Raw genomic sequence first — 16163 nt, 5'->3', positions numbered from 1 at the left:
ACCGTTCCTTTTTTTCTACGGAAGCTAGATCGAAGTGCCCGCTTTTCGGGTGCTTGCGAGTTCTCTCGGGCTTCGTTGGTCCGCACAGCGGACCCTACTTTTTCATTCGCCATCGTGGTTTCGACATTTGACATTGACTCCCGGCCGGTCTGGATCTGTCTCCTCTGCTATCTCTGCTGTCGCAGGTGGCCGTAAAATCTTGTTAATCGTTAAAGTCCGCCAAGTTATGTGTCGATGCCTGTAGATATGCCGGTGAGAGGAATGGAAGCCTCGCTGCTAGCACTGGGCTCACGTAGAAGGATCGACGCATGCTATTTGAATCGAGACGATTGCCGCTCTTTACGTTTCCCGTACTGGCGCTGTTGCTGGTCGGCAGCGGCTGTAGCGGAATGCAATTGGCCAAGTCGAATTCAGAACAAGCTGCGGCGGATGCGGCTGCAGGGGGGCCACAGTACATTGTCGAACTGCTGGATGAAAACCATCAAGGCGAGACAATGAAGTTGCCGCTGACGGAAGGCGCTACGGTACAAACGGCGATTGACGCATCACGTGCTCGCAGCCATTTCAGGCGCTTTCATGTCGCCGTCTCGCGGTTGCCGGCTTATCCCGGTCAGTCACCACAAAAGCTCGTCTCGGGATACGATCACGTGACGAAGCATGTACCGATGGAATACGACTACTCGCTGCGGCCTGGCGATCGCGTGGTGATCTTGAAAGACACGAAAAACGCGATGGACGATATGTTTGGAACGATCATCAATCCGTTCCGCATGATGGGCGGCGCCCCATCGGTCGACTCTAATCCGCTGGGTCACGACTAAGTGCGATCCGTCCACTAATCCTCGAGCCACTGCAATGCTGCGGCTCGCTCGCCGGGGTTAAAGAATTTGATCTCGGCCATCGTGAACGGCCTGCAGATGATGGCCATCCACTGCTGCGAACTGGTTTCGCCGATCAACGCGATTTTGCGAATGTCATGAAAATGATCGATCGCGAACTTCGTATCTTCCCACGCCGCGCCGACGTCCCAACCTTCGAAGTCCTGCATGATAAATAGGATGCGAATGCGTCCTGCTGCTTCGATCATGCCGTCAACCGCAGGCACAAACGTCGCGTAATCTTCGCTGGTCAGCTTGCCCGAGGCGGTGACTTGTAGCAGATCGGATTCGGTGTTTTCCGCGATATCGATGGGCATTTGATTTTGACTGGCTAAGCAATTTTCGATCGTCGGCAGAGTTAGAACCCGGTGCATTGTGGGCCGATACGAGCTTGCATGCAACTCTTGATTGCTGGTGGGCCATCTAATCTGCGATGGTTAAGGGGTCGGATTGATTGATATACGCTCAATTGCCATCGATTGTTGATCGAGAAGCGACCACCGTTATTTCAACCCAACTCACAAAACAAGCTATTTCTAGGCCTAATTATTCGATTTGTAGCGGCTGGCGCAGTGTTTGCAAATACGTTGTCTCGCTTTATCGCCGGGTCCTCTTAAGCTACGGAAATCGAGTCTATGGCTACAAAAATAAACGAACCTCATCCCCCATTTCCGGAACAAAACTTAACTCCCCCCGGCTTGGAAAGCGAGATGTCTCCGCGCCCGGTGTATGAAGCGAAAGAATATCGCGCGGCGGGCAAGCTGGAGAATTGCATCGCATTGATAACCGGCGGAGACTCTGGAATAGGTCGAGCAGTGGCCTATCTGTTTGCTCGCGAAGGAGCCGACCTCGCAATCGCGTACCTGCCCGAAGAACAAAGCGACGCGGTGGAAACAAAACAAGCGGTCGAAGCGATGGGTCGCCGGGTACTGCTGTTGCCTGGTGACATTTGCGATAGCGATTTTTGCAAACAAGCAGTTGAATGGACACACCAAGAGTTTGGTCGCATTGATATTTTGGTGAACAACGCCGCCTATCAAAAACATCGTGATGGTCTGGATGAGCTTTCGCTCGAACAAATCGAACGTACTTTCCGGACCAATGTGATCGCAATGTTTGCTATCTGCCAGCATGCGGTCCAATACATGCCGCCGGGAGCGTCGATCATCAATACCGGCTCTATCGTTGGGCTAGAAGGAAGCGGCAGCTTACTTGACTACTCGGCGACGAAGGGGGCAATCCACGCGTTCACAAAATCTCTCGCTCAAAATCTGTTAGAGCGTGGTATTCGCGTCAATTGCGTCGCTCCGGGGCCTGTCTGGACTCCGCTAAATCCGGCCGAACGTCCCGATGAGGAGATCATCCACTTTGGAGGAAAAACGCCGATGCAACGTCCTGCTCAGCCAGAAGAAATTGCACCTGCTTATGTCTTCTTCGCTTCCGCTGCGGACTCTAGTTACATCACCGGTCACGTTCTACCGCTGACCGGCGGATCACCCACGGCTTCCTGAATCACTTTCATTTTTTGCACCCGTTTTTTTAAAGGACCCCAACCATGAACTGGGATCAAATCGAAGGCAATTGGAAACAATTTAAAGGCAAAGTCCAACAACAGTGGGGCAAGCTGACCGAGGACGATATGGATCGCGTGAACGGCAAACGCGAAGAGCTTGCCGGCCGCATTCAAGAGCGATACGGCACTGCCAGAGAAGAGGTAGACAAAGAGCTCGACGAATTCTGCAAAAACTGTAAGTCGTAAAGACTACAGGCAAGATTTTTCGAGCCAATCAACGACAGCCGATTCCAACAGGCGGACGGCTGTCGTGTTTTTATTCGGCGACTCGCCAACGACGATTGAATAACCAAGTCATAGAGCAAAACAGCGTCAAGTTTAGCAACGTCGTGAAAGCGACATAGTAGCCGAACTTGGACCAGCTGCCGATAATGCTTTGGGCTTGATCCCCGGACTGAAACGTCATGGGTACGTTCCAAGTGGCGGCGAAGGGACTCATGATCGTTAACCGATCGGCCCAAGTAATAATCGCTTGGTTGGTTGCGATGACCTCCGCTGGTGCATCAGCAGGAGTATGCCCAAACGCCAAATCCGCAAAGTAAGCAAAGGCCAGCGGACCAGCGAACATGATGATAATTACCATGTAAGTCGTCATCAAACTATGGGCCGTCTTGCGGAAGTTGACCGAGGTGAACAGCGCCAGCATCGACGAGGTGAAACAGGTTAGCGCGATGATCAACAAGTAACCCAATACCGAAGTGAAGTTTTCCCAATAGTGGGTTACCATCACGCACGCTAACAACAGCGGCCACAACAAAAAGCCGGTCAGGACCGTCGAAACACGCAGCCCGGCCAGCAACTTGCCAGACAATATCTGCCAAGGTGAAATCTCGGTTGTCAGCAACAGGTCAAGCGTCTGTCGTTCTCGTTCTGAGGTAATGCTGCCGGCTGAAAAGACGGGACCAACCAGCATATTGAAGAGCACGACGTACGAAATGTAATAGGGTGCGTTGTGCGGCCAGATATACAAGCAGATCGCCATCAAAGGGATCGCCAGCAGCATGCTGACTTGAATAACAACCCGCAGCATCAGGGTCCCTTGGGCGAAGATCTCGCTATGAATCTCTTTCTCGTAGACCGGATTGGCGTTGTCTTCTAACAACTTGGTGCGTTTGGGAGGCGCAAACAAGCGATCGGGGAACTGATCGCGTTGGATGACCAGCCCAACCGCTTCTTCCGCTTCTTTGTCGAGATCGACCACTTCGCCCCCTTCGCTGCCCACATCCGGCGGGTAGAGCAAGCGGCGCGAGGTGATCGTATACAACGCCAGGCAAATCGCGATCGAGGCCGCCGGCACAATCGATAACAAGATCGCTAGTCGCGTAGCGCCGGAGCCTTGGAAAGTTTGCCAAAACATCGCGCCGATCAGCGCGATCGGCAAGATCACCAAGTACGAGACAACCAGCGACGATGCCGTGCGTTGGAAGTAACTACTGCATGCGACGCTGATCATGCCAAAAGTCGCGACCGCCACCATCAACAAAAAGTAAGCGGCGATCACTTCATACAACGAAACGCCCCCCAAGGGCAAACATAACAACACGATCGGCAGCGACGAAAAGATCAACAGCGCTAGGTGGGCGAGCGACGCCATCAACTTGCCGATGACGATCGCACCCGGCTTGAGCGGACTGGCGAGCAGCATCTCGTAGGTCTTCCGCTCTTTCTCACCGGTCAGCGCGCCGGCGGCAAAACTAGGCGCCATCATCGACGCGAGGACGAACTGGCCGAGAAAAAAAAGATTGAACAACTTCTGCGCCTCTGCCCGATTAGCTTCGGGGTCCCAGCGCTCGACCTGCGGCCAGGCCGAATAGACGACGCCTGCCAACAGCACTTGAAACAGAAACAATAAGACGAACGAGCGAACCGTCCTCAAATTGACCAGCAATTCTCGCTGCAGCACGGGATTTTCGACGAGGTACATCCAGTTGTTCGCTCCAGCAGGCCGCCCATAGTTGATAATTTCTGGGGTCATTGTAAGCAGGCAATCGCCTCTTCGCCCACCACTTTGTTCACCAGAATCACGGTGGCGAGCAAACTTATTGAGACTGAATACCCGAATGCAAACCGATCCATCGGGATGCAAATGAGACCGGCTATCTTTTCGCAGAAAAGTAAGCCCCTACGTCATATAGACTTAGCCCATTCTCGACATCTGCCGAAAGAACGCTAGGATAAGAGTAGAAGTTGAGACTAACCGCGAGCCAAAGGGCGTTTGACTTTTTCGACGCTTGCCGCCAGCAAAATATACGCCTAGATAAGGGAGAGACGATCATGGACCAAGCAGTCATCGACAAGTTGAACGACATTTTGCGGCACGAGTGGACCGGAGTTGCTCAGTATTCTCAAGCCGGTTTTGTCGTTACCGGCCTGATGCGCGAAGTTTACTCAGACATGTTTTTGGACAGCGCCAAAGAATCTTTTGGTCACGCCAAGCGGATCGGTCAGAAAATCTCGGCCCTCGGCGGAGTTCCGACTGTCGAACGAAATCCGGTCAAGCAGTCAACCGATCTGGTGGAATTGCTCGAAATCGGGCTCGAATTCGAGTCGAAAGCGGTCGCTTTGTACTCGGAAGTGTTGAAAATGGTCGACGGCAAAAATCGCCCGTTGGTGATCTTGCTGGAAGATATCTTGCTGGAAGAGCAAGAAGGAGTCGACCACATTTCGCTAATCCTGAAGGATCACTCAGGCTCGGCCGTCAGCGGCAAATCGAGCAGCAAGGTCGGTTAATAAGCGGAGCCGACAATCATTAGGCGCCATGCTCTTACGGCGTTTGCGACGGAAGAGCATGTCCTAGTTTGCTGGTGTTCAAAGCGATCTGCTGCTCCATGGTTACAGGAGATGCTCATTCCGCGAAGACGCGGTAAGAGCATGGCGCCACAAAGATCTCTGCTGAGATATTAGGCCGATTCGGCCTGCCAGACCTTTAAATGCGAAGCAAAAACGTCGGGGCGCTCTCCAGCGATCCGGCGTTCTTTTTTGGCTTCGGCGACCATCACCGGCATTGCACCGGCTTGTCCTAGGGCCTGACGCATCGGCGCCAGTTGATCAGCGGCTAGCCGAATGCTGGACTGGGTAAACCAGCCCACTCGATCGCCCCCCCATGATTGCTGGCGAACCTCGATGTGGCTATCGCCGGCATCATTGGTGCAAACAACCACCGCGGTGCGCTCTCCATCCGTGGAAGCGTAAACGGTGTTGACCGTATATTCTTGAGCGATCTGCATAGGGGCGTGTGCTTTTTAAGAAAATGAGACTCGATCTCATGTACGTCCCAATTATTAAGAGTACGGCAGCCCATGTCAAGCGCAAACGATTCAGGGCTGTAGGATTTCAATTGTGGCAATCGTTACGAAGCGACCCGAGCGCGCAGGTTGCTTTAAATTTAGGCAAAAAACGCCCGGAAAGTTTTGTCTAGTACGAACTTAGAGCAAAATTGTCACAGGGTCCGAGATTTGCTTCCTAGCATTCGTGCTACTCTAGGATCCATAAGAAGCTAATAGCCGCGACGCACGCAAAGGCAAAACTACGATGGCGATTCTGACCGCGCTGCACCATTCAACCTTTTATCAATACGACCGTCACATTGGGATGGGCCCGCAAACGATCCGCTTGCGACCGGCGCCCCATTGTCGCACGCCGATTCATAGCTACTCACTGTCGATCAGCCCCAAAGCTCATTTTTTGAACTGGCAGCAAGATCCGTTTGGCAACTTTGTGGGGCGCGTCGTCTTTACCGAACCTTGCGATCATTTTCGGGTCGATGTTGACCTGATCGCCGAGATGACGGTGATCAATCCGTTCGACTTCTTCGTAGAACCGGCTGCGGAGATGTACCCGTTCACTTACGAGAGCGCACTGAAAGCCGATCTGCTGCCGTTTCTTGAAAAAGAGCCGGCCGGTCCGCAGCTTGCCGCGTTCCTGCAGACGATCGATTTGACTCCTCGCAAGACAATCGATTTTGTCGTCGATCTCAATCGACGCATCCATCAAGAGATGGAATATGAAATCCGCATGGAACCCGGCGTGCAAACGCCTGAAGAATCGCTGACGCTCCGTCGCGGTTCGTGCCGCGACTCAGCCTGGTTGCAGGTTCAGACGTTGCGTCAATTTGGCATGGCCGCGCGCTTCGCTTCCGGCTACATCATTCAGCTGAAGCCTGACGTCAAATCGTTGGATGGCCCTTCCGGCACCGAAATCGACTTTACCGACCTGCATGCGTGGGCCGAAGTCTTTTTGCCGGGCGCAGGTTGGATTGGTCTCGACGCGACCTCGGGTTTATTGGCCGGCGAAGGACATATCCCGCTGGCGTGCACTCCTTCACCTATGAGTGCGGCGCCAATTGATGGCGGTCATGAAAAATGTGACAAGGTTGACTTTAGCTTCTCGATGAACGTCTCGCGGTTCTGGGAAGATCCCCGGGTCACCAAGCCTTACACCGAAGAAGAATGGGCGAAGATCAACGCACTGGGCGGAGTGGTCGACCAACGGCTAGACGACGCCAACATCACGATGACGATGGGGGGCGAGCCAACCTTTGTCTCGATCGACGATATGGAAGGGGAAGAGTGGACCACGGCCGCCGTCGGTCCGACCAAGCGACGCTTGGCCGATGACCTGATGCGTCGTTTGTTCAATCGCTTTTCTCCCGGCGGGTTGCTTCATTACGGCATGGGCAAATGGTATCCCGGAGAACCACTGCCGCGTTGGGCGTTCCGCTGTTATTGGCGCGAAGATGGTCAACCGATTTGGCGAAACCCAGAGCTGTTCGCCGTTGATCATGTCGACTACGGACATACCGCGGACGTCGCTAAAGAATTTGGCGTGATCCTGGCCGAAAAGATCCAGGTCAATCCGCAACATGTCAACTTTGCCTACGAAGACGCGTTCTACTACGCATGGCGCGAACGCCGGATGCCGGCGAACGTTGCTCCCGCTAACTCGAAACTAGACGACAAAGAAGAACGTCTGCGGATGGCGCGGATCTTTGAGCAAGGGCTCACCAGCCCGGTCGGCGTGATCCTGCCGCTGCAGTATGCTCACTGGGCGCCGACGCCCAAGTGGATCAGCGGCGAGTGGGTGGTCCGGTCCGAAGAATTATTCCTGGTCCCCGGCGACTCGCCGATGGGATTGCGTTTGCCGCTCGATTCGCTGATTTGGGAAGCAAAGAACGAACGTTCGGTCCTCTTCCCATTGGACCCGATGGCCGAGCGAACCGCGCTGATGTCGCACGAAGAACTGGTCGCGCGACACAGCGGCATGGAAATGCTGACCGGCGCGTCGCATGCGCCACTTTATACTCGCACGCACAGCAACGGCGGTCTGGGCGGGGTAAGCCCTGGTCAAGGCATCCATGGCCAGTCGCTGGACGGTGGACAATCCTCCTCTGGCGGCGGCAATGGTCAATCGCACACCTGGGACAGCACCACCTATGATTCGGCGGTGATCCGTACCGCATTGTGCATCGAAGCGCGCGAAGGACGGCTACACGTTTTCTGTCCGCCGCTAGACCGGATCGAAGCTTATCTGGAACTAATGAGCGCGGTGGAACAAACGGCCCAAGAGCTGAACGTACCGGTGGTGATCGAAGGCTACTTGCCGCCGCACGACGATCGCATCAACAGCTTCAGCGTGACCCCCGATCCCGGCGTGATCGAGGTCAACATTCAGCCGGCTCACAACTGGGACCAACTGGTCAACATTACGACCGGCGTTTACGAAGACGCGCATTACTCGCGACTGGGAACCGAGAAGTTTAACCAGGATGGTCGCCATACCGGCACCGGCGGTGGAAATCACGTCGTCATCGGCGGTCCGACTCCCGGCCAAAGCCCGTTCCTGCAGCGTCCTGACTTGCTTCGCAGTCTGGTCGCCTATTGGCACAACCATCCTGCGCTTTCGTACTTGTTCAGCGGATCGTTTATCGGTCCGACCTCCCAGGCGCCGCGCATCGACGAAGGTCGTCGTGACGCGATCTATGAACTTCAAATTGCGTTTGAGCAAATTCCGGAGACCGGCGAGTGTCCTCCTTGGTTGGTCGATCGTATTTTCCGCAACTTGCTGGTCGATATGACCGGCAACACGCATCGATCCGAATTTTGCATGGACAAGCTCTTTTCGCCCGACAGCAGCTCAGGACGCCGCGGGCTGCTTGAGTTCCGCGCGTTTGAAATGCCGCCGCATGCTCGGATGAGCCTGACGCAGCAATTGCTGCTGCGTGCGTTGGTCTGCCGCTTTCTCGAAGATCCTTACCGCACGCCGCTGGTCAATTGGGATACGACGCTGCATGACCGCTTCATGTTGCCGTACTTTGTCTGGCAAGACTTTGAAGATGTCATCCAGGAAACCAACCTGCACGCTTTCGATTTGAAGGCTGAGTGGTTTGCGCCTCACTTTGAGTTCAAATTCCCGAAGATTGGGCACTTTAGCCAGCGGGGCGTGAACATCGAACTTCGTACCGCGATTGAGCCGTGGTACGTCCTGGGAGAAGAGCAGGGCGCCGCAGCGACGGCTCGCTATGTCGACTCGTCGATTGAGCGACTTCAGGTTCGCGTCGATGGGATGACCCCCGAACGCTACATGGTCACCTGCAATGGCCGCAAAGTTCCGCTCCATCCGACTGGGGTACAAGGGCAATTTGCGGCAGGTGTCCGCTATCGCGCCTGGCAGCCCCCGTCATGCTTGCATCCTACGATTCCGGTGGATGAACCGCTGACGTTCGACTTGTTCGACATTTGGCAACAGCGGTCACTTGGCGGCTGCCGATATTTTGTGGGACACCCCGGCGGTAATAATCCGGAATCATTCCCGGTGAATGCCTTCGAGGCTGAATCACGTCGAGCCGCACGCTTCCACCAAATGGGCCATACGGCGGGTAAAATGCCGATGCCGCTGGATGAACCGAATCCTGACTTCCCCTTCACGTTAGATTTGCGTCGGGGTAAAACGGTACGGAAGTGAGCCAGCGAGGTCGCGATCCGATTGATCCGTCGACCGATCCGTCGCCGACGAAGCCCCCACCCTTGTCGAACGAAGACTCCGTGTCGAATGCTTCCCCGAATGCGCCTGCGACGCCTGCACTCTTTTCCACCTATCGGAAAGGAGAGGGGGTCTATGACGAATTACAAGACGCTAGCGGTGTACGCACCGCTTGGCGCCCCTTCGTGCAGGCGGTCGAGAGCCTAGGCGTTGAGGGATTCAAACGCCGCTGGTTGCAAGCCAACCGCTCGCTCAACCGAAACGGCCTAGCCTACAGTTCGTGGAAAGAGAACGAGAAAGAATCTCGTCCTTGGGAGCTGGACCCTATTCCGCTGCTTATTGAGAGCGAGGATTGGGATGTAGCGGCCAGCGGATTGCAGCAACGCGCGCGATTGCTAGAAGCAATTTTGACCGATATCTACGGTCATCAAGAGCTGATGAAAAGCAACGTGTTGCCTCCGGAAGTGGTGTTTGGGCACCCTGGTTTTTATCGCCCGTTTCATCGCCAGCGACCTCCGGCCAATCATTTTCTACATTTTTATGCCGCCGATATTGCTCGTTCTCCCAACGGCCAATGGTGGGTGTTGGCCGATCGGACCGAAGCACCTTCGGGGGCCGGCTTCGTGCTCGAAAATCGCCTGATTCAGTCTCGGACGTTACCGACGATCTTCCATCAAGCGAACGTTCAGCGCCTGGCTCAATATTTTCTCGCGCTCAAACGGGCAGTTGCGGCCGCCGCGCCACGGGTCGAAAACCCGCGTGTGGTGATCCTCAGCCAAGGAGCCGGCGGCCCCAATTATTTTGAAGACGCTTACCTTTCACGATATCTCGGCTATACGCTGGTCGAAGCTTCAGATCTGGCGATTCGCAATCACAAAGTGATGCTGAAAACGCTGGGTGGCTTGATTCAGGTCGACGTCATTATTCGTCGTCCCAATAGCGAGCAGTGTGATTCGCTTGAACTAAGCCATACGGCCGAAGGGGTTCCCGGTCTACTGCAAGCGTCGCGCAACGGCAACGTCGCGGTGATCAATCCGCTTGGGTCGGGATTGGTCGAATCGCCGATCTTTATGGCCTTCATGCCTAAGCTCTGTCAGGAGCTGTTTGGCGAACCGTTAAAGATGCCCGGTGTTGCAACTTGGTGGTGCGGCGATCCAGCTCAGATGGACCATGTGTTGGCCAATCTCGATTCGCTGATCGTTAAAAGAGCGTATCGCCGACGCGGTCAGGAACTTGAGTTCGCGAACAAGGTCCGCAATCAATCGCGCGAAGCGACGATCAAGATGATTCGCACTGACCCCACCCAGTTTGTTGGTCAGGAAGTTGTCAAACGCTCTACCTGTCCGATCTGGAGATCCCAGGGGATTGCACCTGCGCCAATCGCGATGCGAGCATTCGCCGTTGCGTCGGGCGATGACTTTGAAGTGATGCAGGGGGGGCTGGTGCGGGTTTCAGCGGCGCCCGATCCGCTAGAGATGTCGATCCTGGCCGGTGAGAAAAGCAAAGATGCGTGGGTCATCTCGCAAGGTCCAGTGAATCGCGTTTCGCTGCTGAAAAAAGCAGGCGGTCCGATTGAGCTGAAACGTACCGGCGGCGAGCTTCCTAGTCGCGTCGCGGAGAACTTGTTTTGGCTCGGCCGCAATCTAGAGCGTGCCGACGTTTGTGCCCGCTTGCTGCGCGCCACGATTGTTCGTTTGACGAGCGAATCGATCCTGGAAGAACAGCCTGAGACTCCGGCGTTATTGCGAGCATTGGCCGACATCGGCCAAATCGAAACCGGCTACGGCATTGAAGAGATTCGCAAACAGCTGCCGCCGCTAGAACTAGCCTTGCCGCCGGCGGTGTTTGACGCCAACGACTCGTTCAGCCTGCGGGCCATTGTGACCGAGATCTTCCGGTTGACAACACGCTCGCGCGATCGCGTTTCGTCTGATAGCTGGCGCATTTTGCACCGCATCGACAAGAGCTTTACCCCGCCGTCAGTCGGCCAGTGGGATCTTTCTGATCTACTGACGCTGCTGGATGATTTGATCCTGGACTTAGCGGCGTTTAGCGGTATCGTGTCAGAGAGCATGACGCGGACGCAGATTTATTACTTCCTTGACATGGGCCGCCGCATCGAGCGAGCTTTGCAACAAGTTCGTTTGCTTCGCAATTGCCTGATTGAGCCAACCGGCGATTTATCATCGATCCTCGAAGCCCTGCTGGAAATCTCCGATAGTTCGATGACCTATCGCTCTCGATATTTGGCTGATGTGCAAATGCCGGCGGTGCTGGACCTGTTGCTGACGGACGAAACCAATCCTCGTTCGATCGCCCGGCAACTGGTGCAACTGCTTGACCACGTGAACGCTTTGCCTCATAACACGAGTTCAGGACTGTTTTCGCTGGAGCAGCGACTCGCGATGATGTTGCTGAATGAAACGCGGATGTGCGACGTGACGGTTTTCCGAGAGTCGGAAGACCTCAATCCCAACGCACCGCTTAGCCTGCTGCTGCAAGAGGTCGAATCGCTATTGCCGAAATTGGCGGATGCATTGTCAAATCGTTATTTAATTCATGCTGGCGCGCAAGTGCACCTTACCGAGATTCGCCCATAACGGCGGAAGCCCCTGACGCATGCAATATCGCATTTCGCACACCACGAAATACTCCTACGCCCATCCGGCCTCGGTTTGCCATAACTTGGTTCATCTGGCTCCGGCCAATTTTCCACGTCAGGCAGTCCACGAATATCGGCTGACTGTCCAGCCTGCACCGCCAACGATCGTCAATCGCCGCGATTATTTCAACAACCGTGTTGACTATTTCTCGGTCACTGAACCGCATGATGGATTGTCGATTGTCGCGACGAGTCGTGTCGATGTCTCTCCGCCTCCGCCGATCGAAGACAATCCGCCGTGGGAGCAAATCGTAGCCCAATTTCGGCCCGGTGCGCCGCGGATCCTCTCGGTTCTACAGTTCGCGTTCAAGTCGCGACACATTCCGATTCTGGACCAATTGCAGCAGTACGCCAAGATCTCGTTCACCAAAGAGCGTCCGATCTTTGACGCGGCGCGCGAGTTGACCAAGCGGATTCGGACCGATTTCAAATACGATTCGACCGCGACCACGATTCAAACTCCCGTCGCCGAAGCGTTCGCCAACCGGCATGGAGTTTGCCAAGACTTCGCTCACGTCGCGATCGGCTGTCTCCGTTCGTTGGGGCTGCCGGCTCGCTATGTCAGCGGCTATCTCCGCACGTTGCCGCCGCCTGGCAAGCCGCGTCTGGTGGGCGCCGATGCGTCACACGCTTGGTTCTCGGCCTATTGCGGCGACAAGACTGGTTGGGTCGATCTCGATCCGACCAACGACATGCTCTGCAGCACCGACCATGTCACCAATGCGTGGGGACGCGACTTTGAAGACGTCACGCCGATCCAAGGAGTTGTCGTCGGTGGTGGAAAGCACATGATGAGCGTCTCCGTCGACGTCGAGCCGCTAGAACAACCAACCGCGTCGCAAACACAAACACAATCGCAAGCCGGCTAACGCGGAAGAGTGGCAAGCAGGGCAGGGTGAAGCAAGCGAGTTCAATCCGCCAACTTCATTCATCAAAAACTCGCTTGCGCAACCCACCGCATTGCGTTCCCCCATTGCACTTCTCACCAGATATCAGAGAGCGTATCTATCGCGGATGCATGCGTATAACCATCAGCCCTGATGGGTTGCGCAAGCGGGCCATGCCTTTGGACAGTTGCCAATCGAATCGCTTGCTCCACCCATCCTGCGACTATCGCATCGCGTTACGCGACGTCGGCTTCACGGGCGAAGAAGGTGTTGGAAAGGGCCAAGCCTACTGCATTGACTCGGCGCTGCATGTCGTCCACAAATTCGTGCATCCCGCGATTAACGATGTCGTCAGCGCTGGTGAATGCCAAGCTGGCGCGCAACTGGCCGAGTCGTTGTTCCGCCAAATTGCTGAAGCTTTCGGGATCGGATCCCGAGATTGCATGCAACGAATCGTTTGCTTTTGTGAGGCAATGCAGGATCGCCCGAGGAAACTCTCGGTCTAACACCAAAAAATTGACGATGTTCGCCGGATTGATGCGTCCATAGCGTTGGCGATACATTTCAAACGCGCTGGCCGAGCGGAGCAGGGCAGACCACTGCAATTCGTCAAACGGCGTACCAACATGCTGCGGGCTCGGCAGCAAGATATAGTATTTCACGTCAAGGATGCGGGACGTTTTGTCAGCCCGTTCCATCAAGCGTCCGAACTGGCCAAAATGCCAACCTTCGCCGTGCGTCATCGTCGCATCGGTGATGCCGATAAAGTGCTGTCCCGAGGCGCGAATCTGCTCGTAGAAGACGAGCTGCTCTTCAATCACGCCGTCGGCGCCCCCCACATCTTTAACCATCAGGTAAAAGTTGTTGATGTGCTCCCACATCTCGGCCGAAATCACTTCGCGAATGCTGCGCGCGTTCTCACGTGCGCCGATCAGCGAGGAGATAATCGAGTTCGGATTTTCACGATCGAACGTCAAGAACTGCAAGACGTTTCGCTTGGTCGGCGCGTCGTAATGTTCGTAGAACAGCTTGTCGTCACCGGTCGTGGTCACCAATGGCAGCCATTGCTGATGCCCCTCCGAGGCCAGATCCATGCTGAGGTTAAGATTGACGGAAATGAAACGGGCCACATTCTCGGCACGTTCCACGTAACGGCTCATCCAATAAATGGATTCCGCGACGCGGCTCAGCATTACGGCAGTTCCTCAACAACCCAGGTATCTTTGCTCCCGCCGCCTTGTGAGGAGTTGACAACCAGCGAGCCTTTTTTCAAAGCAACTCTGGTTAGTCCGCCTGGAAGCACAAAGACGTCACGTCCGTAGATGATAAACGGTCGCAAGTCGACGTGCCGTCCCTCCAGGCGATCCTCAATAATGACCGGCGCTCGGGAGAGACTAAGCGTCGGTTGGGCGATGTAATTTCGTGGATTCGCTTTGATTAACTCGGCAAATTTTGCTTGTTCTTCTCGCGTTGAGCGTGGCCCGATTAGCATGCCGTAACCACCTGACTCATTGGCCGGCTTGACGACAAACTTATCGAGGTTTTTCAGCACATGATCGCGTTGCTTCTCGTCAAAACAGACATAGGTCGGGACGTTCGGCAGGATCGGATCTTCCCCTAAATAATACTTGATCATTTCTGGGACGTAAGCGTACACGACTTTGTCGTCGGCGATTCCGGTGCCAGGAGCGTTCGCCAGCGCGATATTGCCGGCCTGATAGGCTTCGATGAGCCCCGGTACGCCGAGCATCGAATCCTCGCGGAAGACCTTCGGATCGATAAAATCGTCGTCAATCCGGCGATAAAGGACGTCGATTCGCGACAGCCCTTTGGTCGTCCGCATGTAGACCTTTTTATCCTGTACGACCAGATCGCGACCTTCTACCAGATCGACACCCATCTGCTGGGCCAGGAACGAATGCTCGAAATAAGCTGAGTTGTAAACGCCCGGCGTCAGCACGCCCACCGTAGGCGAATCGGTTCGATCTTCGGCCAAAAAGTTGAGTGCATCCAGCAATTTGCCGCAATAGTCGTCGATCGGACGGACCGACAATGATTCAAACAGGTCGGGAAACGCCTGTTTCATCAACTGGCGATTCTGCAGCACGTACGAAACGCCGGATGGGCAGCGGAGGTTATCCTCGAGTACGTAAAACTTGCCCTCTTGGTCCCGCACCAAGTCGGTGCCGGTAATATGACACCAGACTCCCTTCGGCGGCTTCAGCCCGACGCATTGCGGGCGAAAGGAAGCGGCGGAACGAACAACATGTTCAGGGATCGCGCCATCCTTGAGGATCTTTTGATCACTGTAGATATCACCGATAAACAGGTTTAACGCTTCGATTCGCTGCTTTAAACCATCGGTGACCCACTTCCACTCAGCGGCATTGATAATGCGGGGAAGAATGTCAAACGGAATGATCCGCTCGGTTCCTTCCTCATCACCATAGACGTTAAAAGTAATCCCGAGCCGAATCATGGATCGCTCAGCCGCCAGTTTGCGGCGCTGCAGATCAAGCGATGTCAGCCCAATTACTCGTTTGTAAAGAAGATTGCAATTGTCTCGCGGCGACGAATCATGGGCAAACATTTCGTCGTAGAATTCGCCTACGTCGTACTCCGAGACACCGTTGATTCGTTCGATCGATTGTTGTTGTTGCATGACGTGCGGCTCCTGCGCCTTCGACGGGGGTTTCTCGGCGTAGGTGAAAGTAGCACGTTGCGTGCCACGGGGTCTCAAGGTCGGAAATGAATCGCAAATTGGCTGATTTCAATCGTTTACGCTGATTTATTCGACCTAGATCGAAAAATCGTCAGGCGATCATGCCCGTTTTTCGCGCACCCGAAAGAAATAATTGCGCGGCCTGCTGGCCATTGCGTATTCATGATATCAATTGAAATCGTTGTCGAGACCAATTCTTTGGGCAACTCCGCCGATTATTCCTGCCGATTGGAAACACTACATGGACGCTTCGATATCAGCCGGCCGTTATCGCCACTATAAAGGGCCAGAATATACCGTGCTGGGTGTCGCACGCCACAGCGAGACCGAAGAATTATTGGTTGTCTATCGCCAGGAATATCCGCCACACGGACTTTGGGTTCGTCCGGCCGCCATGTTTACCGAACTGGTAGAGATCGCAGGGAAGCAGATTCCGAGATTTGAAAAAATTTCGGACTGAACA

The 16163-nt window shown here is 54.8% G+C and carries 13 protein-coding genes; 8 read left to right on the top strand and 5 right to left on the bottom strand.

Annotated features, from left to right (window positions below):
* The first annotated feature begins 308 nt into the window (after positions 1-308).
* Positions 309-821, top strand: coding sequence for a hypothetical protein (locus SH421x_RS08720; RefSeq protein ID WP_488855035.1), 513 nt, complete (start codon positions 309-311; stop codon positions 819-821).
* A gap of 14 nt (positions 822-835) precedes the next feature.
* Here the strand turns inward: SH421x_RS08720 and SH421x_RS08715 are convergent, their stop codons facing one another.
* Positions 836-1195 (bottom strand): SpoIIAA family protein, encoded by a 360-nt coding sequence (locus tag SH421x_RS08715; RefSeq protein ID WP_488855034.1) that lies wholly within the window; start codon positions 1193-1195, stop codon positions 836-838.
* 318 nt (positions 1196-1513) lie between these two features.
* Between SH421x_RS08715 and SH421x_RS08710 the strand changes: the two genes are divergently transcribed.
* Positions 1514-2389, top strand: a complete 876-nt coding sequence (locus SH421x_RS08710) for an SDR family oxidoreductase (protein WP_488855033.1) — start codon at positions 1514-1516, stop codon at positions 2387-2389.
* A gap of 44 nt (positions 2390-2433) precedes the next feature.
* Entirely contained in the window at positions 2434-2637 is a 204-nt protein-coding gene (locus tag SH421x_RS08705) for a CsbD family protein (RefSeq protein WP_488855032.1), read from the top strand.
* Positions 2638-2707: 70 nt separating this feature from the next.
* On the opposite strand, the gene SH421x_RS08700 is transcribed toward SH421x_RS08705, so the two are convergent.
* Complete coding sequence (locus SH421x_RS08700; protein WP_488855031.1) at positions 2708-4375, bottom strand: ABC transporter permease; 1668 nt, start codon at positions 4373-4375, stop codon at positions 2708-2710.
* 350 nt (positions 4376-4725) lie between these two features.
* On the opposite strand from SH421x_RS08700, the gene SH421x_RS08695 reads away from it, so the two are divergent.
* Positions 4726-5181, top strand: a complete 456-nt coding sequence (locus SH421x_RS08695) for a ferritin-like domain-containing protein (RefSeq protein ID WP_488855030.1) — start codon at positions 4726-4728, stop codon at positions 5179-5181.
* Positions 5182-5351: 170 nt separating this feature from the next.
* Here the strand turns inward: SH421x_RS08695 and SH421x_RS08690 are convergent, their stop codons facing one another.
* Positions 5352-5678: a hypothetical protein gene (locus SH421x_RS08690; RefSeq protein WP_488855029.1), complete on the bottom strand. Its 327-nt coding sequence runs from the start codon at positions 5676-5678 to the stop codon at positions 5352-5354.
* Between the two features lie 304 nt (positions 5679-5982).
* On the opposite strand from SH421x_RS08690, the gene SH421x_RS08685 reads away from it, so the two are divergent.
* From SH421x_RS08685 to SH421x_RS08675, 3 genes are all read left to right on the top strand, one after another.
* A complete protein-coding gene (locus SH421x_RS08685) occupies positions 5983-9411 on the top strand; it encodes a transglutaminase family protein (protein ID WP_488855028.1) in 3429 nt (1142 codons plus the stop codon).
* A gap of 80 nt (positions 9412-9491) precedes the next feature.
* Positions 9492-12029, top strand: a complete 2538-nt coding sequence (locus tag SH421x_RS08680; RefSeq protein ID WP_488855027.1) for a circularly permuted type 2 ATP-grasp protein — start codon at positions 9492-9494, stop codon at positions 12027-12029.
* 19 nt (positions 12030-12048) lie between these two features.
* Positions 12049-12960: a transglutaminase family protein gene (locus SH421x_RS08675; protein ID WP_488855026.1), complete on the top strand. Its 912-nt coding sequence runs from the start codon at positions 12049-12051 to the stop codon at positions 12958-12960.
* A gap of 254 nt (positions 12961-13214) precedes the next feature.
* On the opposite strand, the gene SH421x_RS08670 is transcribed toward SH421x_RS08675, so the two are convergent.
* Both SH421x_RS08670 and SH421x_RS08665 read right to left on the bottom strand, forming a co-directional pair.
* Positions 13215-14171, bottom strand: coding sequence for an alpha-E domain-containing protein (locus SH421x_RS08670; RefSeq protein ID WP_488855025.1), 957 nt, complete (start codon positions 14169-14171; stop codon positions 13215-13217).
* Positions 14171-15640 (bottom strand): circularly permuted type 2 ATP-grasp protein, encoded by a 1470-nt coding sequence (locus tag SH421x_RS08665; RefSeq protein WP_488855024.1) that lies wholly within the window; start codon positions 15638-15640, stop codon positions 14171-14173. Before SH421x_RS08665 ends, SH421x_RS08670 begins: the two co-directional genes overlap by 1 nt.
* 301 nt (positions 15641-15941) lie before the next feature.
* Between SH421x_RS08665 and SH421x_RS08660 the strand changes: the two genes are divergently transcribed.
* Positions 15942-16160: a DUF1653 domain-containing protein gene (locus tag SH421x_RS08660; protein WP_488855023.1), complete on the top strand. Its 219-nt coding sequence runs from the start codon at positions 15942-15944 to the stop codon at positions 16158-16160.
* Positions 16161-16163 lie beyond the last annotated feature (3 nt).

This window comes from Blastopirellula sp. SH421 (assembly GCF_057808535.1).
Note: the sequence above shows the minus strand (reverse complement) of the source record. Positions and strands in the feature narration are given on the sequence as shown.